Genomic DNA, 20,032 nt, shown 5'->3' on the forward strand with positions numbered 1-20,032 from the left:
CCCACACGCCGACCGCCGTACGGCTCCCCGGTAGCGTGGACGCGTGCATCAGGACCCCCCGGACTCCCCCGTCCACAACCCCGCTCCGGCACACAGCACCACGACCGTCGAACGGGGCTCGTTCTGTCTGGCCCGCTGTGTCTGCGGCTGGTCAGGACCGGCCCGGCGCGCCCGCGACCGGGCCCGCACGGACGCGGCGGAGCACCTCGGGACGCCGGAAACGGACGGCTAGAGCGCCTCCCGCAGGCGCCGCACGGCGGCCTCGGCGCCCGGCCCCGCCTCCGGGAAGACCTCACCGAGGAACAGCAGGTCCTCGACCGTCTCCGCGATCAGGGCCTCCCCGATCCCGAGGAGCGCCTCGCACCGGGCAGCGGCAGCGTCACCGTCGAGCAGGGCACAGGCGAGAACGAGCAGGCCCTGGCGTGCGTCCACGGCCACGCCGTCGTCGCCCCCCTCGGCAGCGGTGAAGATGCGCAGGGCACGCCCGAAACGCTCCTCCGCCCCCCGGCCGTCGCCCGCCACGCGCAGTGCGAGGGCGTACAGCATCTGGTTCCAGCCGTCCTCGGCGTCGATCTCGACGGTCCGGGCACAGTCGGCCACGGCGTCCTCGTGCCTGCCCAGGCGCAGATACACCCGGGCACGGGCACACAGGGTCCAGTCGGAGGACGGATCGATCCCGACGGCCCGCGTGAGATCGGCGACCGCCTCCTCGTACCGGCCCATCCGCTCGTACAGCTCGCCCCGGCTGCCGGCTGCCCAGCCGTATCCGGGCTGGGCCTCGATCGCCCGGGTGTAGTCGGCGAGAGCCTCCTCCTGCCGGCCCATCGCCTCGAGGAGCCCCCCACGGCTGCCGTACGCCCACGCGTACTGCGGATCGATCTCCACGGCCCGGGTGTAGTCGGCGAGTGCCTCCTCGTGCCGCCCCATCCGCTCGAACAGCTGCGCCCGGCTCCCGATGGCCCACTCGTACAGCGGGTCGATCCCGACGGCACGGTCGTAATCGGCGAGGGCCTCCTCGTGCCGGCCCATCGCCTGGTACGCCTTCGCGCGGCTGGCATAGGCCCAGGCGTACTGCGGATCGATGGCGATGGAACGGCCGTAATCGGTCAGGGCCTCCTCGTACCGGCCCATCCGTTCGAACAGTTGCGCGCGGCTGGAGAGGGCCCACTCGTAGCGCGGGTCGATCCCGACGGCACGGTCGTAGTCGGCGAGGGCGTCGTCCTGCCGGCCCATCGCCTCGTGCACCCGCGCCCGGCTGGCGTACGCCCACGCGTACCGCGGGTCGGTCTCCACGGCCCGGGCGAAGTCGGCGAGGGCCTCGTCGTGGCGCCCCAGATTCCGGTAGGCGTCACCGCGGCTGCCGTAGGCGAGGACGTACAGCGGGTCGATCTCCACCGCACGGGTGCAGGAGGCGACCGCTTCCTCGTACCGGCCCAGGATCCGGTAGGTCTCCCCGAGCCCCGCGTGGGGCCGGACCGTGTCCGGCGCGAGGGAGACGGCGGCCTCGCAGTCCGCCAGCGCGCCCTGCGCGTCACCCGCACCCCGGCATTCGGCGGCACGGAGGGAGTGCACCAACGCCCTTCCCCGTACGTCGAGTTCGGACGCACCCAGCAACAAGGTCAGCGCGACCGGGCCCGGCCGCTCCTGCTCGGCCGCGGTTTCGAGCCGATGCCCCCAGGAGGTGAGGGCCACCGAGTCGGTGTCGAGTCCCGCCCGGCCCAGGATCTGGGCCCAGCGGCGCAGCGTGGCGACATCGTGGTCGACGGCGAGTGCGCTCTGGCAGAGCGCGTCGGGCAGGGCGGTACGAGGGTTCGCACACAGCCGGTGGTACGTCTCGTTCAGCCGGTGCTCCCGCCAGGCGGCGTCCTTCCAGTGGTCCTCGTCATCGATGCCGACCTCCGCCTCCACCGCCGACCGCAACCGCTGGAACAGCTCGGCAAGACGGGTGTGCGCCTGCTGCCACCGCGCGGGCGACCGGGTCCGCTCCAGACGCAGCATCGCGGCGCGTACGACGTCGTGGTACCGGCAGCGGCCCGCCTGGGGAGAGACGAAGGCCAAGCCGCGCAGCCACGCATAGCTCCGGGCGGCGGCCTCCGGGACGACCGCGCGGTAGATGTCCTCATCGATCTGCAGGGGGAGCGCACAGGCCAGTGCGGCCTCGCGCCGCTCCGTGTCCGGCTCCCACTTCAAGAACCTCTCGACCGCGGTCTCCGACGGATCGTCCGCACCCGCGCCCCCGCCGGGGTCGCTCCGGGCCAGCATGTCGACCAGCAGCGGGAGGCGGCCCGACAGCCGCAGGACCAGCTCGACGCTGGGCTCGTCGGTGACGCCGTGGGTGGCGAGCAGCGTGCGGGCCTCCTCCTCGGTGAACACCTCCAGGCTCACCTCGGTGACCTGTCCGAGGCGGTCGCCCCAGACCCGGCTGTCCAGACGCAGCTGCCCGGACAGCACGACCTGCACGTTGACCGGGAGGCCCCCGTACTCCTCACCGAACACCGTGTCGTGCAGCCACGCGTCGAGCACCGGCCCGGTCCGCTCGTACACGTCGAAGAACAGCACCACGCGCTCGCACCGCTCCGCGACATCGGCCAGGTCCTCGATGAAGACCGGGGCGAGGGCGGCTACCGGATTCATCACCAGCTGGACGTCGTCATGGCTGCGCAGACGCATGTGGAGAGCGGCCCGCACACGGTCCGCGCCCAGCGCGATCTGCTGCGGATCGACCGCCCCGACGAACGCGCCGACGCCGGGCACCATGCCCAGACCGACCAGCCCCACCTGCGCGGCCACCGTGCTGGACGGCGAGGCGGCCGGGCCGTCCAGGGGGTCGGGCTGCGGTGCGGGGAGGGCGCTCTCGGCCTGATGCCTACGCTGCCGATAGGTCGCCAGCTGCTTGTCGAACCTCTTCAGCGGGTGCCCCTGCCGGCCCAGCTGGGCACTGACCGCTTCCATCGCCTCGAACACGTCGTGCACATCATCGTCGACGAACGCGGTGACCACGGAGGCCTGCTCGCGGGCGGTGGACTCCCACTGCCGCACGAGGGTGGACTTGCCGACGCCGCCGTTCCCGCGCACATGGAAGAGGAACGGGAAGTCCGGCTCCTCCGGGTCGCGCGCGAACGTCTCCCGGAACACCGCCAGCTCACCGCGGCGCCCCACGAACCCCGTACGCTCGCGCCGCCGGTTGACTTCCTGCCGCGTCGGCCGCCGACCAGCCACATGCACCACCGCCCCCGGATCTCCGGACATGATGCCCCGTCACGGGGCGCGCGGGAACCGCATGGCCGAGAGGCACCGCGGGTACCGCTCGGCCCATGCGTCGCGGGTACCGCTCGGCCCATGCGTAAGGGGCGCCCCTCTCGGGACGCCCCCATGAACCGCCGGTCCGTCTCTGCGCCTGGGCCGCGAGGTCGGGGTCTCTGCTCCTCCTACGCGGCAAGGTCCGGGTCTCTGCTCCGCCTACGCCGCGAGGTCCCGCTCGCCGGGCGAACCGCCACGGCCGGAACCCGGGCTCGGCTCGGGAATCCCCTGCGAGTCCCCCCGTCCGTCGGCCGAGGCGACCACGGTGCGGGAGCGGACGAGCCGGCCGACCGTACCGGCGCGGGCCACGGCCCCCACCAGAGGCGTCAGCAGCATCATCGCGAGCGGGGCGAGCAGCAGGGCAACGGCCGTGCCGAGGGCGAAGCCGCCGATCACGTCGGTCGGGTAGTGCACGCCCATGTAGACGCGGCAGAAGCCCTCCAGCAGCGCCAGCGCGATCGCCACCAGGCCGAACTTCCTGTTGGCCACGAAGAGCCCCACGGCGATCGCCATCGCCATCGTCGCGTGGTCGCTCACGAAGGAGAAGTCCGTCTTCCCCTCCACCAGGACCTCAAGTCCCTTGTGGTCGAAGAACGGACGCGGCCGCTCCACGAAACCCCGGATCGGGATGTTGATGAGCAACGCGATCCCGGCGGCGAGCGGCGCCCACACGAGGCCGGCAACCGCCGTCACCGAGTCCTCGGTCGTCCCGCGTCGGCGCACGCTCCACCAGCACCACAGGACCGCCAGGACCATGCCGAGCATGATCCCGAATTCACCGACGAACTCCATGACCCGGTCGAACCAGGTCGGAGCGGCCTTCGCCAGCCCATTGATGTCGTAGAGCAGGCTGACGTCGGGGTTCGACCCATCGAGTGCGAGTCCAGCCATCTGCCGCGGCCCCTTGTCTTGTCTGCTGCTGCGACGCACAAGGGCGTGCGTCGCCTTGGTCTGACCCCCGTGGTCGGTGCGGATTCGGTGCCGCGTCACGCCATGATGCCGTCACGCTCGACCGGTCTGGACAGTCACGCATGGTCATGTGCGCATGCTGTCCCAGTCCAGGGAACGACCTGTCAGCTCTCTGCGTTCCGCTCTCCACCGAATGATCACCATGACGTTATCGAAGAGTGACTCATCGTCGCAGCTCAGGGCCCGGGCTTCACGGAGAGTTCCGGCCACGGCCGACTGGCTGTCAGCTTTCCGGGAGCGCGGTCGGAAGCGCCGCCGCGCCGTCCTTCGTGACCCTTGTCGCACCGAAGTAGTCGGGGGTGTCGATCTTGTCGAACCGGATGACCGCACCGGTGTACGGCGCGTTGATCATGTAGCCGCCACCGACGTAGAGGCCCACGTGGTGGATGGCCCGCGAGTTGTTCAGATCGTCCGAAAAGAACACCAGGTCACCGGGGAGGAGCTCCTCGCGGGAGGGGTGCGGCCCGGCGTTGTACTGGTCGTTGGCCACCCGGGGAAGCTCGATGTCGACCGTCCGGTACGCGGCCTGGGTCAGCCCGGAACAGTCGAACCGGCCCCCTTGGTCCGCCGTCCCGTTCCCACCCCAGAGATAGGGCGTACCCAGCTTCTTCTGCGCGAAGTAGATCGCCCCGGCCGCCTGCTGCGAGGGCTGCACCCGGCCGACCGGCTTGGCGAAGCTCTTCTCCAGGGAACGGATGATCTTGACGTAGTTCTGCGTCTCACTGATCGCGGGCACACCGCCGGACTGGATCACGCGGTAGGCGCCCGCGTTGTAGGCGGCGAGCATGTTGTCGGTCGCGTCGCCCGGCACCTTCTTGACGTACCCGGCGAGCTCGCAGTCGTAGGACGCTGCGGAGGGAATCGCGTCGGCGGGGTCCCATACGTCCCGGTCGCCGTCGTTGTCCCCGTCGATGCCGTGGGAGGCCCAGGTCCCGGGGATGAACTGCGCGATGCCCTGCGCGGCGGCGTGACTCTGCGCGCGCGGATTCCAGCCACTTTCCTGGTACAACTGGGCCGCCAGGAGGGCGGGGTTGATGGCGGGACAGAGGTTGCCCCACTTCTCCACGAGCGGCTGATACCGCGCAGGCACGGCCCCCTTGGCCAGCCCGACGGCCCCACTCGCCGCCCCGGCGATCCCGGCGGCGGCGGAGTACGTACCGACGACGAGCAGGGCGATGAAGCACAGGCCCAGCCCGACCCCACCGCCGACGAACACCCAGTATTTCCGCACGCCTCAACCATCCCCCATTCGGGCGCGGTTCACGACGCGATTCGCTGGTGTGTACGGGTGGGTGGGGGCATGAGGGGGCGTCAGGGGCGGCCGCGGGGGGTCAGGGGGCGCCGGCGGACCAGAAGGGCGAGCGGATGTTGGGGCGGGGAAGGGGGTAGACGCCCTCGTAGGCCGGACCGTTCGGCGGCGTGGTCGACTCGGCCACCTCGGACTTGTCCACGCAGGGGCTGTCCACTTGGAAGAATGCCTGCCCTTGGCCGCCGAAGCGCAGGCTCACACCGAACCCCTCGTCGGTCTGGGCGTAAATCGCAGGAAGCTCCGCACTATTGTTCACTGCCTTGATTCGGTAGCCGCTCTTCCTCCAGTGCCGATCCATCAGACCCAAGAAGCTGCCCCTACGCTCAGGCGAAATACTAGTCATAACGGCACGCCTGCGGGATACATCGCAGCTTCCCGTGGTTGTGATCCCGTGGGCCCAGTTGACCTTCGGCTGAATCTCATTCAACGCGGAGTCGAGAATGGAATCTGCTCGATCAGCGGCCTCTTGCATATCCATGCCGGATCGCCCTTCGCTACTCGTCGAAATAACCTCGCCAGCACACCCGACTGGCGACAAACAGATCAGCAAGAGCGCCAACCCCCGGACCGAGCGCATCAACGCGGCTCCTCCATCTTGACTTCACTTGACCGACCGGCAGTGATGAGAGCGATGCTATCCGCCGATACGGCGTCCCTTTCCGGATCAAAATACTGCGAATGGGCGTCGATCGAGACACCACGAGGACCCACCAGGTGCGGACCTTCGTCGACCGGGAAGCGTCTCGCGCCGAATGCTTGACTAGCCGGGTCCTTACCGAACCACAAGTCATCGTCCCCTTGGTCCATGACGTCTCCGACGAAGTACGCGAAGGGGCCGGTCGCCGCCCCGACAGCTACCTGCTGCTTGGACGGGAGTTTTGTCACAACATCGTTCTCAGCGGCACCCACAAACACATGCCCGCTTCCCACCTTGAGGTCATCGGCATTATCGACGCCGACCCCAGGGCTGCCCACGAGAACGATGTCATCGACTCCAGGGATGCCGTCCCCCTGCTGTGTCGCCGCACCCACTGTGCGCGAGCCGTACGAATGGCCAATCGCCGTCAGGTGAGCGTCACCTGTTTCATTCGTCTCCACAATTCCGCCCATGAAATCACTAAAGGCGCGCCCGCCCTCGTTAGCTCTCTCGTCGCCCATCACCGCAAAACTCGCAAAGCCGTCAGGGGTTTGCGGAGCGTCATACCCCAACCAGGCGATCACCGCGCTGGAATGATCGATGTCCTGGGCAGCAATGGCTGTGTCCCTGGCACGCTTGAGATCGCCCTCCGCAAAGTCCCTGTCCAGCGACGTATTCAACCCCGGCACGTACGCCGCCACGTTCTTCGCCGTATCCGGGTTGCCGAACGAAACGATCGCCCGCCCGTTCCCCTCGTCGCCGATGCCGAGCAGAAACATGGGCGGTTGCGTCCCCGCCCCCAACTGCCGGTCGATCTCCCGCAGCCCCGCCAGCTGCGTCGCCGACTTCTCGTCGTCCCGGCCCTCCAGCTCGCCGATCAGCAGTGACAAGTTGTCCCGGTTCGCCGCGTCGCGGACCAGGGCCGGGATGCCGTCCAGGTTTCCGATCTGGTCCGGGTACACCGCGAGGTACTCCTCGCGCTGTTCCTGGGTCAGCCCCGCCCACCAGTCCCGCCGCTCCGCAGGAGACGCATCGCGCGGGATCGCGTCCTTCAGGTACGCCCCCGCCGCGTCCCGGACCGCCGCCGCGTCGCCCGCCGCGTCCTTCCACGTGGCGTCCGGGACCTTCAGCCCCTCCTCCGCCTTCAGCCGGCGCAGGATCCCCGCGTACCGCCAGTCGATCTCGGCAGCCGCCCGCACCGCCCCGGCCACCCGGTCCGCGACGTCCTGCGCCTTGGCCACGTTGGGGTTCGGAGCGACCAGCCCCGAGGGCGGCACCAGCCCCGGAAGCCCGTTCGAGGCCGCCGTGCCGCCCCGCAGCGGCGCGCCGTCGACCAGGCCCTCGCCGCCCGCCGGGTACGTCACCGAGCCGTCCGCGTGCACCGTGAACTTCAGCGCGGCCGCATCGTCCAGCGCATCCTTCAGCACCCGCTGCTGAGTCTTCATCTCGTGGGCCAGGGAGTTCAGCGTCGTACGGAGGAGCCCGCACTCCGTGTACACGTACTGGAAGTTCCGCCCCAGCTGCCGCAGCCGTGCGACCGCCGCCTGCGCCGCCTCGCCCTCCTGCGTTTCGCGGAGCCCGGTGAGCAGCTGCTGCTCGATGCGGTCACGCGCCGCGTCGGCACGGTTGCTCGACCTGCCCCACCCGTCGGCCGCGCCCTCCAGCTCGGCGCACTTCAGGTCCCGTAACTGCGCCCAGGTCAGCGTCGACGTCACCGTTCGTCACCCCCGCACGGCAGCACCGAGGCGAAGGACGACCTGACGGCCTCGTTCGTGGCTCCCTGCGTCCGGGCGACGTCCCGCAGCTTGGCCGCCAGGCTTCCGCACTCGCCCTGCGCCGCCTGGATCCGCCGCTCCCACGACTCCCGTACGGCCGCCAGCTCCGCGAGGGCACTCAGCCTGCCCGCCCCCGCCATCAGCCCCTGGTGCGCCAGACCCAACTCGCCCCGCACCGGCGCCAGTTGGGCCACCAGCTCGTCCGCGCCCCCGGCGGCCCGCAGCCACGGGCCGTCGCTGTGCTTCAGCCTCGGCCCGCAGTCACCCCCGCCACCCCCGCCCGGCTTCCCCACCGGATCACTCGCCCCGTGCACTACGGTCATCCCACTCACCCCGTTCATCGATCACGGAGCGGCACTGTGCCAAACGCGGCGTACCCGACACGCCGGGCACCCCCACGACGTGGGCCCGCAGCCCCGCCCCCGCAAGGAACGCCCTCCGCCAAGATCACCCGAACGCGCGACCCGGAACCAACCCGGTGGGGACACCGTCCATCCCGGCATCCACCGGACCAGCCGAAAGGGCGCCCATGACCACCCCGGCCACCACGACCGCACCCCGCTTCCTCTACATCGCCCGCCACGCCCAGGCATCCCCGGACGAGACCGAACTCACCGAACAGGGGCGGCGCCAGGCCGACCTGCTCGGTGAGCGGCTCCGGGGCATACCCCTCTCAGCCATCCACCACGGACCGCTTCCCCGGGCCGCGCAGACCGCCCGGCTGGTCCATGAGCAGCTCCGCCGGGACATCCCCCTCCAGGCCGCGGAACCGGCCGGGGACTACGTCCCGTACGTACCGCGGCGCGAGGAGCTCCCCGAGGAGTCGGCGGACCGGTTCCTCGCGTTCGTGGAGCAGTTCCCGGAGGCCGAACGCAGCCGGGGCCCGGAGCTGGCCGCCGCCGCGGAGACACGGTTCACCGGGCCGGCGGACGGCGAGGAGCCCCGCCACGAACTGGTCGTCACCCACGCGTTCCTGGCCGCCTGGCTGGTACGCGACGCCCTCGACGCCCCCGCCTGGCGCTGGCTGGGCCTGAACCACGCCAACGCGGCACTGACCGTCATCCGGTACGCCCCCGGCAGGCCCGCGGCCCTGCTCATGGTCAACGACATGGGCCACCTCCCGGAGGACCTCCGCTGGACCGGATTCCCCCCGGAACTCCGCGCGTAAGGCGGCCCGGGCGGCCGGTCGTCACCCGGACGGATGGTTTACGGGGCACCGCCCTCGCGGCCCGGGGTCATGCGCACGGCTCTTCGTGATCATGCAGGCGTGATCTCCGTACACCACAACTCATCGCGAAGCCTCCGGTTGTTGACCGCCGCCGGGCTCGCCGCAGCGGCTCTGGCCGCCTCACTGCCCACCGGCACACCGGCCCGGGCCGCCGCCGCCCCCGCCTACGCACCGCCGCCCCGGGCCGACACCCCCGCCGAGGCCCGCACCGCCGCCTGGCTGGACAGCCACCCGAAGGACGCCGCCCGCTTCTACCGGGACCTGCCCAAGGGAGGTGACCTGCACAACCACCTCTCCGGCGCGGTGCGGACCGAGTACCTCATCCAGCTCGCGGCCGAGGACGGCCTCTGTATCGACGCCACGACGACGGCCGTCGCACCCCCGTGCGTCACCGGCACCCGGCCCGCCGCCGACGCCCTCACAGATGCCGCCTTCCGGCAGCAGATCGTCCGGGCCTGGTCCATGCAGGACTTCCCGCAGAACGAGTCCGGGCACGACCACTTCTTCGCCACGTTCGGGAAGTTCGGCGCCGCGACCTCGCACCGCGGCAAGATGCTGGCCGATGTGGCGGGCACCGCCGCGGCGCAGAACCAGTCGTATCTGGAGACCATGGTCACCCCCGCCTCGGACGGCGCCAAGCAGCTGGCCGCCGAGGTCGGCTGGGACGCCGACCTCGCAGCCCTGCACCGCAAGCTGCTCGCCGGCGGAAGGCTGGACCAGCTGGTGGCGACCGCGAAGCAGGAGGCCGACGCCGCCGACACCGAGTTCCGCGACACCGCGCGCTGCGCCACCGGCAACCCCGGCCCCGCATGCCGCATCACGGTGCGCTGGATCTCCCAGGTGTCCCGCAACAGCGCCCCGGAGCGCGTCTTCACCCAGATCGCCCTGGGCCTCCGCCTCGCCGAACGCGACCAGCGGTTCGTCGCCGTGAACCTGGTCCAGCCGGAGGACGGCGAGATCTCCCTGCGGGACTACCGCCTGCACATGCGCATGCTGGACTACCTGCACGGGGCCTACCCCCGCGCCCACATCACCCTGCACGCCGGCGAGCTGGTCCCCGGCCTGGTGAAGCCCGAGGACCTCACCTTCCACATCGACGACGCCGTACGCACCGGCCAGGCCGAACGCATCGGCCACGGCGTCGACCTCGTGCACGAGAACGGCTGGCAGCGCCTCGCCCGCGACATGGCACGCCGCCAGATCGCCGTCGAGGTGCCGCTCACCAGCAACGCGCAGATCCTCCAGGTCGAGGGCGCCGAGCACCCGTTCCCCGTCTACCGGAAGTACGGAGTCCCCGTGGTCCTGTCCACGGACGACCCCGGGGTCTCCCGCGGTGACATCGGCCAGGAGTACCGCCGCGCGGCCCGTACGTACGGACTCGGCTATCCGGAGCTGAAGGACCTGGCCCGGGCCTCCCTGGAGTACTCCTTCCTGCCGGGCCGCAGCCTGTGGCGACCCGACCCGGTACGCCAGGGCTTCCGCCCCGTCGAGGAGTGCCGGGCCCTGGACTCGGCACGCTGCGCCCGGTTCACGGCCCGGCACCCGAAGGCCGCCCTGGAGCTGCGCCAGGAGCGCGCCTTCCGCACCTTCGAAGCGCGCTACACCGGCTGACCTCCCGGAGGGGGCGCGGGCCCGAACCGACAGCAGGCCCGCGCCCCGCCTAGTCGGACGTGCCGTACACCGGGAACCCGTCCGTCCCCACGGCGATTCCGAGAGGGCCCGGCAGCGGGATGGACTCCCCGAATTTGCCCAGCAGGACGTCCTGATATCCCCCGCCCTCCGGGCGGGTGTGGAGAGCCCACGTGCCATGCCTGGGGTCGACGACAAGCAGAGAGGCGACGCCCGCTACGGCGTACCAGTCAGCCTTCTGACTGATGCTCCTCGCCTTCTCCGACTGGGAGATGACCTCCACGGCGAGTTCCACATCGCGCGGCTCCAGCAACCAGTCGTCCGACTCGAGAAACCCCGACGGGCACACCGTCAGGTCCGGAGTGACGTAGTCGTCGGCGTCATCGGGCATCTCGACCGAGACCGCCTCCGCTGCCACCAACTCCGGTGGCAGCTTGGGTCGAATGGTCTGCTCAAGGCGGTAGATCACGCCGGCGTGCTTTCCACGCGGAGTTGGAGACATCACGACGCTTCCCCCCACGACCTGCACCCGCAGGCCTGTCGCTTGCTCAATTGATTCGGCGACCTCGCGAAGGTTGCCCGGACGCGGACGCAAGGGTGGCGGAACGGACATAGGTCTCGACCTCCGTACCGGAAAGGGGGGTGTCATACCCGCGGAAACGCATGCCGCAGACGGGCTCGCCCCATGCTCTGCGGTGATTTCACCGTACTGCCAGAGGCATGCATACGCTTCGGACATCAGGTCCCCCATCGGTCATCGCAGTTCCATCAATCACTCACAGTCACGATAGATCACCCCACTGACACTCCCACTCCGCGTGCGCCGCGCACTCGACCCACAGCACCTTCCCGCCCTGCCCGGGCAGCCCGCCCCTGATCGGGTACGCGCCCCAGCTCGCCGCACACTCCCGTACGAGATGGAGCCCACGACCCCGCTCGGCCAGCGCGGGCGGCTCACCCATGGCGCCGCCGCCGAACGGGGCCGGGATCACGGGGTTGGTGTCCCACACCCCGACCCGCACCCGGTTCCGCCCCGCCCCGCGCAGCCGCAGGGAGTACGGCGCCGAGGAGTGCCGGTACGCGTTGGTGACCAGCTCGCTCGCCAGCAGTTCGGCGGTGTCGACGAGATCCCGCATCCCGTGCACCAGCAGCACGGTCCGCAGGGTGGCCCGGGCGATCCCGGGAGCGCGGGGATCCTGCGGAAGTTGGAGGGTGTACGCCCAGGGCGGCGTTACGGTGGCCAGAGGCATGGAAGTCTCCGTTCACGGAGGGTCAGTTGGGGTGTGCGGTGTCGCATGGCCCGGTGACGAGGCCGCTCCGTCGAGCGGGGTACTTCCGGGCGAGTGGCCTGGGAACCACGGTAGCCAGCTGTGGCTAATGTATTAACCGAAAGCTGAGTAATGAGTGAACTACCACCCGTCCGGGTGACGAGGCGCGCAAGGAGGCGAACCGGCCGGTGAGAACGCACCCGACGGGCCGTCAACTGCGTCTCGGCAGTGAGCTGCGCAGGCTCCGCGAGCACGCCGGCCTCACCGCCACGCAGGCGGGCCTGCTGCTGGGCGTGAAGCAGAACCAGATCAGCAACATGGAGGCAGGCCGCGTCGGGGTGAGCCCGGAAAGGGTCCGGGCCATGGCCCGCTACTACGGGTATGCGGACGAGAAGGTCATCGGGGCGCTCTGCGATCTGACCACCGACCGGACGCGCGGCTGGTGGGAGGAGTACCGGGAGATCCTGCCCGCACCACTCCTGGATCTCGCCGAGGTCGAGCACCACGCGAAGCGGCTCCGCACCGCGGTCACCGTGCACATCCCCGGGCTCCTCCAGACACCGGAGCACGCCCGTGAGATCTTCCGCCAGGACGCGCCGGAACTGTCACCGCCTGACATCGAGCACCGCATCTCGTTCCGCATCAAGCGTCAGGCCGTGCTCTTCCGCGATCCGCCGACGCCGCAACACGTGGTCATCCATGAGGCAGCCCTGCGCATGCAGTTCGGCGGGCGGAACGTCGCCCGCACACAGCTGGACCACCTCGTGGACATGAGCGAGCACGCCCATGTCGTGCTCCAGGTCATTCCGTTCTCCGCCGGCGCCTTCGCCGGATCAGGACAGTCGATCTACTACATCCACGGCGCCGTACCACAGCTCGACAGCGTCAACCTGGACCAGTCGCACGGACCTGTGTTCCTCAACACGGAAGCGCAGTTGCAGAAGTACCGCGTGCTGCTGAGCCGGATCGAGGCCATCGCACTCCCGCCCGCGGAGTCCCGCGACTTCGTACACACCATCGCCCGGAACCTGTGAAGGGATCCAAGATGTCCGCACTCGCTTGGCAGAAGTCGTCCTACTGCGCCCAAGGCGAAGCCTGCGTACACGTCGCAGCCTTCGAAAACTCCGTCGCCCTCACCGAGAGCAGCGACCCCAGCGGCGGCATCCTCCAGGCAGCCCCCACCGCCTGGGCCGCCCTCGTCCGAACCGTCAAGGAAACCCACAACCGAAACCTGTGAGGGAACCAGAATGTCCGCACTCGCTTGGCAGAAGTCGTCCTACTGCGCTCAAGGCAACTCGTGCGTCCACGTCGCCGTGGACCAGGGATCCGTCGCCCTCACCGAGAGCGGCGACCCCAGCGGCGCGACACTCCGGGCCACCCCCGCCGCCTGGGCCGAACTCCTCCGTACCGTCAAGGAGACCCACGGCCGTGGCTGACGTATCCACCGACCTCGTCTGGACCCGTGCCGCCCCCGAGGACGCGCAGGGTCCCGGGCCATGGATCGAGATCGCGTTCGGACCCGGCGAGCTCGTGTACCTCCGGGAGACCGGCGACCCCGGCACGGTGGTGACCACCACCGTGCCGAAGTGGGAGGCGTTCGCCAAGGGAGTCGCGGCCGGCGAATTCGACCACTTCGCCGAGCCCCCCGTGGAACCGTTCCCGGAGACCGGCCTGCGTCACAACCGGAAACCGGCGTGAGAACGCCTCGGGTTCAGCCGACTTTCCACCGCCGCACGGTGGCTTCCCGCACCTGCTGCTCGGAGTCCTGGTGGGAGTGGCCGCCGACGTCCCAGTCGAGTTTCCAGAGCCGCACGGTGCGGTCCGTGCTTCCCGACATCAGATACCGGTTGTCGGGGGTCAGCGCGAGTGCCGAGACGCTACCGGTGTGCCCCTCCAGGGTCCGGACGCTGCGGCCCGTGCCCGTCTCCCAGATGTGGACGAGGCCGTCCTCACCGCCGCTGACCACATACTTCCCGTCCCTGGACAGCTGGGCCGTCTGGACCTCGGTCGACCGGTCCTCGTCGTCCTCGTCGTCCTCGTCCTCGTGCGTCGCACGGTACGGCCGTTCGCTCTCGAAGGTCTGGAGGACCTTTCCGGTGACGGCGTCCATCGTCCAGAGCGTACGGCCCTGGCTCTGGCCCGCGACCAGGACGGTCCGCGAGTCGGCGCTCAGGCAGAGGCAGTTGACCCAGTCGTCCGGTCCACCGAAGGCGGTGCCGGTGCCGCCGTCCACGTCCCACACCCGGATCTCGCCATGGATGTCGGCCGTCACCGCTCGCTTCCCGTCACGGCTGAGGTCCACCACGTGCGGCAGTGTTCCGTGGCCCGTGAGCCTCTGCACGCAAGCCCCCTGACCCAGGGACCACTGACGGACCAACAGGTCCGTGCAGCAGCCCAGGATCAGCTGCCCGTCCGCGTCGAAGGCCACCGAATTCCGGTCGCTTCCGGCCCCCGAGCCGAGCGGGCCCCACCGCCCGGGCACCCGGCCGAGCTTGTGGGTGTCGAGACGCCCGTCCCAGCCGGTCGGCGAGGTCCAGCAGTCGATCCGGCCGCCGCCGCTCGCCAGCACCCGGTGTCCATCGGTCCAGACGGCCACCGCGCCGGCTCCGTCCGTACCGAGCTCCCGCAGCAGATCGCCCGTGGCGAGATCCCACAACCGCACAGGTTCCGCCCCGCCGCCGCACACACCGATCGCGCCACATGGCGTGATCGCGACGGTGGGACCGGAACTGCAGGGCAACGTACGAACAAGAGTCGCGGCCAGCAGCCCGCCCTGTCGTCGCCCCTTTCCACGCCATGCAAGGCCCATCCCCGATCCCCCTTCGAGTCCTGCTCATCAAGGTGCGCACTCGGCGCGAGTGTAGGGGCAGATGTCCTCCCTCGGGCGCTCCGGACAGGTCAAGGGGGAGAAATCTGCCCTCAGCCGCTCGGCTCGATGGCCGGGCAACTCGCGCCGAGCGGAGGGACCTTGAGCGAGGTCAGATAGGCATCGAGCATCGTCCCCGCGCGCGCCGCCCGGTATCCGGCAAGGCCCTGGAGCACCCCCTAAGGGCCCGGCGCGCTCGCGGACACCAACAGGTGGGCCGCCATGTCCCGAAACCGGCCGCACGGCAGCCCTCGCAGCGAGATCATCTGTAGCTATGACCGACGCATCGCGCGCCCCCGCACAGCAGGTGACCACGGACGCAGACCCGGAGATACGGGCCCTCCGGTCCTTCCTCGACGGACAGCGCCGTCACGTTCTGGGCGCCCTCGAAGGGCTGGACGACGAGTCCCTGCACCGACCCGTACTGCCCTCGGGGTGGAGCTGCCTGGGGCTGGTCCAGCACCTGGCGCTCGATGTCGAACGCTTCTGGTTCGGGGCTGTCTTCGCCGGTGACAGGCAGGTCATCGACGCGCTGGACGCCATCGAGGACGCCTGGCAGGTGGCGTCCGGCACACCGCCCGCCGACATTCTCCGCCGGTACCGCGCGGAGACGGAGCGAGCGGATGCCGTCATCGCGTCATCGGCGGCGGACGCCCCCTTGGCCTGGTGGCCGCACCACCTGTTCGGGGACCCACACCTGCACACCCTGCGGGACGTCCTGCTCCACGTCATCACCGAGACGGCGTGCCACGCCGGCCACCTCGACGCGGCCCGGGAACTCATCGACGGGCGAAGGTGGATGGTCCTGACCTGATCTCGCCGGCCGCTCGCCGCCCGACCGGCTTCAGGAGATGAAGTCGGTCAGCGTGCACCCGTCCACGAGCGCCTTTTCCTTCTTGTAGCCACTGGGAATCTGCTCCTCCGGGTCGCAGACGAGTGCGAGGAGTCCGGAGTCCTTGAGGTTGTCCCTCGTGGTGCTGCCACCCGTGATGGCGAAGTCCTCTCCGACGAGGTACCCGTTGTGCTCGAGCTTCTCCGCCTGGGTCTGGAAGCTCTTCATGTCGTCGACGGACATGAGCGTGACTCCGCCGCCGTCCGCGTCCCAGCAGACGGCACGCTCCTTGATGCCCCAGAGCTTTCCGACGCCCACCACCTCCGGGTCGTCCTCGAACTCGGAGTCCCTGTCCTCCATGTGCAGATCGGTGCACGTGGTGCGCTGGCTGACGAACGTCTCGATGTCCGCCATGGTCGGGAAGCTCAGGCGGCCGTTCGTCTCGCTGTCCATGAGCCGGCCCCCGCTGCCGGCGGACTGCCCGTCACCGTCGGCGGGAATGCTCCCCCCGCCGCTCCCCCCGCCGTTTCCGCTCCCGCCGCAGCCACTGACCACCGCCAGCGCCAGGACTGCCGCACCGACCGTGACCCTGCACCGCAACCGCATCTCTCGTCTCCTCGTCGTCCCGATCGGCTGGGGCGTTCCCCTGTACCGCCCCAGCCCGACCGCCTGGCGACCGGCCTCCGCCGGATCGGGGCAGCCGCCAGCCCGACTCAGGATGCGGGGCGGTGAACGGACGAACAATCTCCGGCTTCACATGGTGCGATAACCCCTGAGTTATCGATGGAGGCCGGGGGCACATGATGGAACTGCGGGGCCGCCGCTGTGGCGAGGCCCGTTCTACGGGCGACGGGCCAGCACGTGGGTGTCGAGGAAGCCCCGCTCGGAGGCCGGGTCGTGGAGCAGCCGGGCGAAGGGTGTGAGCCCGGCCCCGGTGAGCAGCTCGGCGAACCGGTCCACCGGCCAGCTGTAGGCGGGCGCCACCTTGTGGTCGAAGCGGACCGGCTCGGGGCCTTCGGTCCCGAAGAAGGAGACCAGGATCAGGCCGCCCGGCGCCAGGACACGGACCTGCTCGGCGAGCAGCGCGGGCAGCTCCTCCGGCGGCGTGTGGATCATCGAGTAGTGGGCCAGCACCCCGCCGAGCGAGCCGTCCTCGACCGGCATGGCCTCCATCCGCGCCTCGTCGAAGCTCAGCGCCGGATGGGCCCGCCGCGCGTGCTCGATCATGCCCGGGGACAGGTCGAGGCCGAAGGCGTCCAGCCCCAGGCCGTTCAGCATGGCCGTCAGATGTCCGGGCCCGCATCCGACGTCGGCCGTCCGTACGTTTTCCGTCCCGCGCACCAGCTCGGCGAAGGTGCCGATCATGGACCGCGCGAACGGCTGTGCCTCCAGCCGGTCGGCGAACATCGACGCGTAGAGCTCGACGATCCCGTCGTAGGCGGTCCTGGTCACGTCCTGGTGTCCCGTCACGGGGAGGAAGCTAACACCCGTGCTGCGACGCCGCGTTCCCGCGACCTCACCCGGAATTCCTCGCTCCGACAACGTTCCGTCCCGGCCGTTGACACCGACGAGAGGCCGTTGCTTGGCTGGAGCGCCGGGGGAACAAGCGCTTACGGGCCGGACTTTGGAGCGTGCTGGTGGAGTTCTCGCGTCGTTCCGCACTGTCCGTGATCCCCGCCGCCACGCTCTGGGCGCTGTCCCGGACCGTCCGGGCCGAGGCGACGGCCTCGCAGAGCCCGCCGGAATCCTCGGACAGGGATTCGGCCACTCTCCTCGCCAACACCGTCGCGGTCTTCGCCGGGACCGCCGCGTCCAACGCCCGCCCCGAGGTCGCGCCCAAGCTGGCCTCCCTCCAGGAGACGGCGCGCGCCCGGCTCGCGGCGATGGACGGCGCCGGACAGGACGAGCTCTTCGCGGGCGTACCGCTCGGCACCAGCGACCCCAACCTGAGCACGTCGTACCAGTATCTCTACGAGATCGCCCTCGCCACCCGCATCCCCGGACCGGCCGACAGCGCTGCCGTACGGCGCACGGTCCTCGACGGGCTCGTCCGGCTCCACGACGACTGGTTCGGCGACCAGTCCAAGGGCTACTACGGCAACTGGTTCCACTGGGAGATCGGCATCCCGGCCTACGTGACCAAGACCCTGGTCCTCCTCCGGGACGACGTCGCCGCGTTCCGCCCGCAGCTCACCGCGACGTACATCGCCTCCATGGACGCCTACCTCCGCAACGGCAAGGACGGCGACGTCGACCTCGACTCGCGCTTCCACACCGGCGCCAACCTCGCCGACATCACGACGAACCGGATCCTCCAGGGCGCCCTGCTCGGCGACGAGGCCCGCATCACCAAGGCCCTCGCCGACCAGCTGACCGTCTTCGCGACGATCGACCCCTACCAGCCGCGCCACGGGGTCACCGACGGCTTCTACGCCGACGGTTCCTTCGTTCAGCACGCCTCCGTCGCCTACACCGGCTCGTACGGCAAGGGGCTGCTCACCCGGATCGTCCAGACCATCAAGATCCTCGACGGCACCGGCTACCTCCCCGACGACAGCCTGGTCCGCGTCGTCCAGAGCTGGGTCGCCGACGGCTTCGCCCCGCTGATCTTCGAGGGCTGGATGATGGAGATCGTCAAGGGGCGCGCGGTCTCCCGGACGGGCACGGGGTACGCGGATGTCACCGCCGTCGTGGAGGCCGTCGTCGACCTGTCCTCGTACACGTCCGGCAGCGACCGCGAGGCCCTGGAGGGGTACGTCAAACACGTGCGGCAGAGCGCGAAGGCGGACCTCGACACCACGTCCTTCGTCTCCCCCGTCAGCATCGCCCGCCACGCCGACATCCTGGAATCGTCCGCCCCCGCCCGGGACCTCGGCCCCGCCGCCTCCCACGCCGCGTTCAACGCGATGGACCGCACCGTCCACCGCCGCCCCGGCTACGCCTTCGCCCTCGCCCGAAGCTCCGACCGCATCAGTGCGTACGAGTACATGAGCGGCGAGAACCTGATGCCCTGGTTCCAGGGCGACGGTGCCCACTACCTGTACCTGTCCGGCGTGGACCAGCGGCAGGCGTTCGGCATCGACTACTTCACCGCCGTCCCGCCCCACCGCCTCGCGGGCGTCACCGCCCCCGTCGAGACGCGGCGCACCGTCCCCGAGCTCTACGGCACCCTCTGGTACGACAACCCCGAGCGCGGCTTCACCTCGTCCTCCGAGTCCCAGAACACGTACGTCTACTTCCCCCGCGGCACCCAGCCGTTCTCCGGCGGCGCCCGCCTCGGTGCCTACGGCGTGGCCGGGTTCGTACAGTCCGACGACGCCGCGTACGCCGCCCAGCAGGCGGGCACACTGCCCGAGGACTTCGTGGCCTACCGCGCGGCGGGCGCGACCAGGTCGTGGTTCATGTTCGACGACGAGATCCTCGTACTCTCCGCGGGCGTGACCGGCCTGGGCGGCCGCGCGGTGACCACGACGGTCGACAGCCGCATCGCCGACCCCGCCTCCCCCGTCGTCCTCACCGGCGGCCTCCGCGACGGATCACCCTGGCGGCGCGGCGGGACCGCCCCTCCGGCCTGGCTCCGGTACGCCGACGAGGGGCAGGGGACGGCCGTCGGTTACGTCTTCCTGTCCGGGCCGCCCCCGGTCGTCGCCCTCGACACGGTCACCCGCAGCCGGCGTCTCGTACGCCTCGCCAACCCCGACACGGCGGTGACGAAGCAGGTCTTCACCGTGTCCTACGAGCAGACCGCCGGGCAGCGGTCCACCGCGATGGCGCACGCCCTCGTCCCCCACGCCTCCGCACGGCGGCTGGCCTCCTACGCCCACGGCCCGCTCGCCGTGCTGTCCAACACGGTCCGCCTCCAGGCCGCCGTGCACACTCACCTCGGCATCACCGCCGCCAATGCCTTCACCCCGGGGACGCACCAGGCGGGGCGCCTCTCGATCGACGGCCCGGCATCGGTCATGCTGCGCCGGACCGGGGGCGGCGCTTACTCGATCGCGGTGTCCGACCCCACGACGACGCGGCGCACCGTGTCCGTCACCCTCCACGGCCGGCCCCTGCGGCGTGTCTCGGCCGACGAAGGGGTCAGCGTCCGGCATGTCCCCGGCGGCACCCGCCTCGACGTCACGACCCACCACGCCTACGGCCGCAGTCTCACGGCGACGCTGACCGAGAGGCCTTGACCGCCGGAGGACCGGCCGCTCCCGAGAGCGCCAAT

General features: G+C 70.5%; 20 protein-coding genes. 9 read left to right on the top strand and 11 right to left on the bottom strand.

The window, feature by feature from the left end:
* The first annotated feature begins 43 nt into the window (after positions 1-43).
* On the top strand, positions 44-232 hold the full coding sequence (locus tag ACIRD8_RS10205; protein WP_403988607.1) for a hypothetical protein: 189 nt from the start codon (positions 44-46) through the stop codon (positions 230-232).
* Here ACIRD8_RS10205 and ACIRD8_RS10210 read toward each other — a convergent pair.
* The 6 genes from ACIRD8_RS10210 to ACIRD8_RS10235 form a co-directional block, all read right to left on the bottom strand.
* Positions 229-3,219, bottom strand: a complete 2,991-nt coding sequence (locus ACIRD8_RS10210; RefSeq protein ID WP_403988609.1) for a tetratricopeptide repeat protein — start codon at positions 3,217-3,219, stop codon at positions 229-231. The genes ACIRD8_RS10205 and ACIRD8_RS10210 overlap by 4 nt on opposite strands.
* 240 nt (positions 3,220-3,459) lie before the next feature.
* On the bottom strand, positions 3,460-4,191 hold the full coding sequence (locus ACIRD8_RS10215; protein ID WP_403988611.1) for a phosphatase PAP2 family protein: 732 nt from the start codon (positions 4,189-4,191) through the stop codon (positions 3,460-3,462).
* Between the two features lie 301 nt (positions 4,192-4,492).
* Positions 4,493-5,500, bottom strand: a complete 1,008-nt coding sequence (locus tag ACIRD8_RS10220; RefSeq protein ID WP_403988613.1) for an NlpC/P60 family protein — start codon at positions 5,498-5,500, stop codon at positions 4,493-4,495.
* Between the two features lie 100 nt (positions 5,501-5,600).
* Positions 5,601-6,158, bottom strand: a complete 558-nt coding sequence (locus tag ACIRD8_RS10225) for a hypothetical protein (protein ID WP_403988614.1) — start codon at positions 6,156-6,158, stop codon at positions 5,601-5,603.
* Complete coding sequence (locus ACIRD8_RS10230; RefSeq protein ID WP_403988616.1) at positions 6,155-7,930, bottom strand: alpha/beta hydrolase; 1,776 nt, start codon at positions 7,928-7,930, stop codon at positions 6,155-6,157. The genes ACIRD8_RS10225 and ACIRD8_RS10230 overlap by 4 nt, the downstream gene beginning before the upstream one ends.
* Entirely contained in the window at positions 7,927-8,313 is a 387-nt protein-coding gene (locus tag ACIRD8_RS10235; protein WP_403988618.1) for a hypothetical protein, read from the bottom strand. The genes ACIRD8_RS10230 and ACIRD8_RS10235 overlap by 4 nt, the downstream gene beginning before the upstream one ends.
* 206 nt (positions 8,314-8,519) lie before the next feature.
* Between ACIRD8_RS10235 and ACIRD8_RS10240 the strand changes: the two genes are divergently transcribed.
* A complete protein-coding gene (locus ACIRD8_RS10240) occupies positions 8,520-9,158 on the top strand; it encodes a histidine phosphatase family protein (RefSeq protein WP_403988620.1) in 639 nt (212 codons plus the stop codon).
* A 69-nt stretch (positions 9,159-9,227) separates the two neighbouring features.
* On the top strand, positions 9,228-10,829 hold the full coding sequence (locus ACIRD8_RS10245; protein WP_403988622.1) for an adenosine deaminase: 1,602 nt from the start codon (positions 9,228-9,230) through the stop codon (positions 10,827-10,829).
* Between the two features lie 49 nt (positions 10,830-10,878).
* Here ACIRD8_RS10245 and ACIRD8_RS10250 read toward each other — a convergent pair whose 3' ends face one another.
* Both ACIRD8_RS10250 and ACIRD8_RS10255 read right to left on the bottom strand, forming a co-directional pair.
* Positions 10,879-11,460: a Uma2 family endonuclease gene (locus tag ACIRD8_RS10250; protein ID WP_403988624.1), complete on the bottom strand. Its 582-nt coding sequence runs from the start codon at positions 11,458-11,460 to the stop codon at positions 10,879-10,881.
* Between the two features lie 169 nt (positions 11,461-11,629).
* Positions 11,630-12,097 carry an ATP-binding protein gene (locus tag ACIRD8_RS10255; RefSeq protein WP_403988626.1) on the bottom strand — a complete coding sequence of 156 codons (468 nt, stop codon included), beginning with the start codon at positions 12,095-12,097 and terminating at the stop codon, positions 11,630-11,632.
* Between the two features lie 206 nt (positions 12,098-12,303).
* Between ACIRD8_RS10255 and ACIRD8_RS10260 the strand changes: the two genes are divergently transcribed.
* The 4 genes from ACIRD8_RS10260 to ACIRD8_RS10275 are packed head-to-tail and all read left to right on the top strand — an operon-like array spanning position 12,304 to position 13,813.
* The gene (locus ACIRD8_RS10260) at positions 12,304-13,149 is read left to right on the top strand and encodes a helix-turn-helix domain-containing protein (protein WP_403988628.1); all 846 of its coding nucleotides are present in this window, start codon (positions 12,304-12,306) and stop codon (positions 13,147-13,149) included.
* Between the two features lie 11 nt (positions 13,150-13,160).
* Positions 13,161-13,352, top strand: coding sequence for a DUF397 domain-containing protein (locus ACIRD8_RS10265; protein WP_403988630.1), 192 nt, complete (start codon positions 13,161-13,163; stop codon positions 13,350-13,352).
* 10 nt (positions 13,353-13,362) lie between these two features.
* Positions 13,363-13,551 (top strand): DUF397 domain-containing protein, encoded by a 189-nt coding sequence (locus tag ACIRD8_RS10270; protein WP_403988632.1) that lies wholly within the window; start codon positions 13,363-13,365, stop codon positions 13,549-13,551.
* Positions 13,544-13,813 (top strand): DUF397 domain-containing protein, encoded by a 270-nt coding sequence (locus ACIRD8_RS10275; protein WP_403988634.1) that lies wholly within the window; start codon positions 13,544-13,546, stop codon positions 13,811-13,813. Before ACIRD8_RS10270 ends, ACIRD8_RS10275 begins: the two co-directional genes overlap by 8 nt.
* 13 nt (positions 13,814-13,826) lie before the next feature.
* On the opposite strand, the gene ACIRD8_RS10280 is transcribed toward ACIRD8_RS10275, so the two are convergent.
* Positions 13,827-14,777 (bottom strand): WD40 repeat domain-containing protein, encoded by a 951-nt coding sequence (locus ACIRD8_RS10280; RefSeq protein ID WP_403988636.1) that lies wholly within the window; start codon positions 14,775-14,777, stop codon positions 13,827-13,829.
* Between the two features lie 478 nt (positions 14,778-15,255).
* Here ACIRD8_RS10280 and ACIRD8_RS10285 point away from each other — a divergent pair, with 478 nt between their 5' ends.
* Positions 15,256-15,795, top strand: a complete 540-nt coding sequence (locus ACIRD8_RS10285) for a DinB family protein (protein ID WP_403988638.1) — start codon at positions 15,256-15,258, stop codon at positions 15,793-15,795.
* Between the two features lie 30 nt (positions 15,796-15,825).
* On the opposite strand, the gene ACIRD8_RS10290 is transcribed toward ACIRD8_RS10285, so the two are convergent.
* Both ACIRD8_RS10290 and ACIRD8_RS10295 read right to left on the bottom strand, forming a co-directional pair.
* Complete coding sequence (locus ACIRD8_RS10290) at positions 15,826-16,419, bottom strand: hypothetical protein (RefSeq protein WP_403988640.1); 594 nt, start codon at positions 16,417-16,419, stop codon at positions 15,826-15,828.
* Positions 16,420-16,653: 234 nt separating this feature from the next.
* Positions 16,654-17,283, bottom strand: a complete 630-nt coding sequence (locus tag ACIRD8_RS10295; RefSeq protein ID WP_403988642.1) for a class I SAM-dependent methyltransferase — start codon at positions 17,281-17,283, stop codon at positions 16,654-16,656.
* A 167-nt stretch (positions 17,284-17,450) separates the two neighbouring features.
* Between ACIRD8_RS10295 and ACIRD8_RS10300 the strand changes: the two genes are divergently transcribed.
* Positions 17,451-19,997: a polysaccharide lyase family 8 super-sandwich domain-containing protein gene (locus ACIRD8_RS10300; protein WP_403988644.1), complete on the top strand. Its 2,547-nt coding sequence runs from the start codon at positions 17,451-17,453 to the stop codon at positions 19,995-19,997.
* Positions 19,998-20,032: the final 35 nt, after the last annotated feature.

The organism is Streptomyces sp. NPDC102451, from assembly GCF_044765485.1.
In the GTDB taxonomy this organism is placed as follows: Bacteria; Actinomycetota; Actinomycetes; order Streptomycetales; family Streptomycetaceae; genus Streptomyces.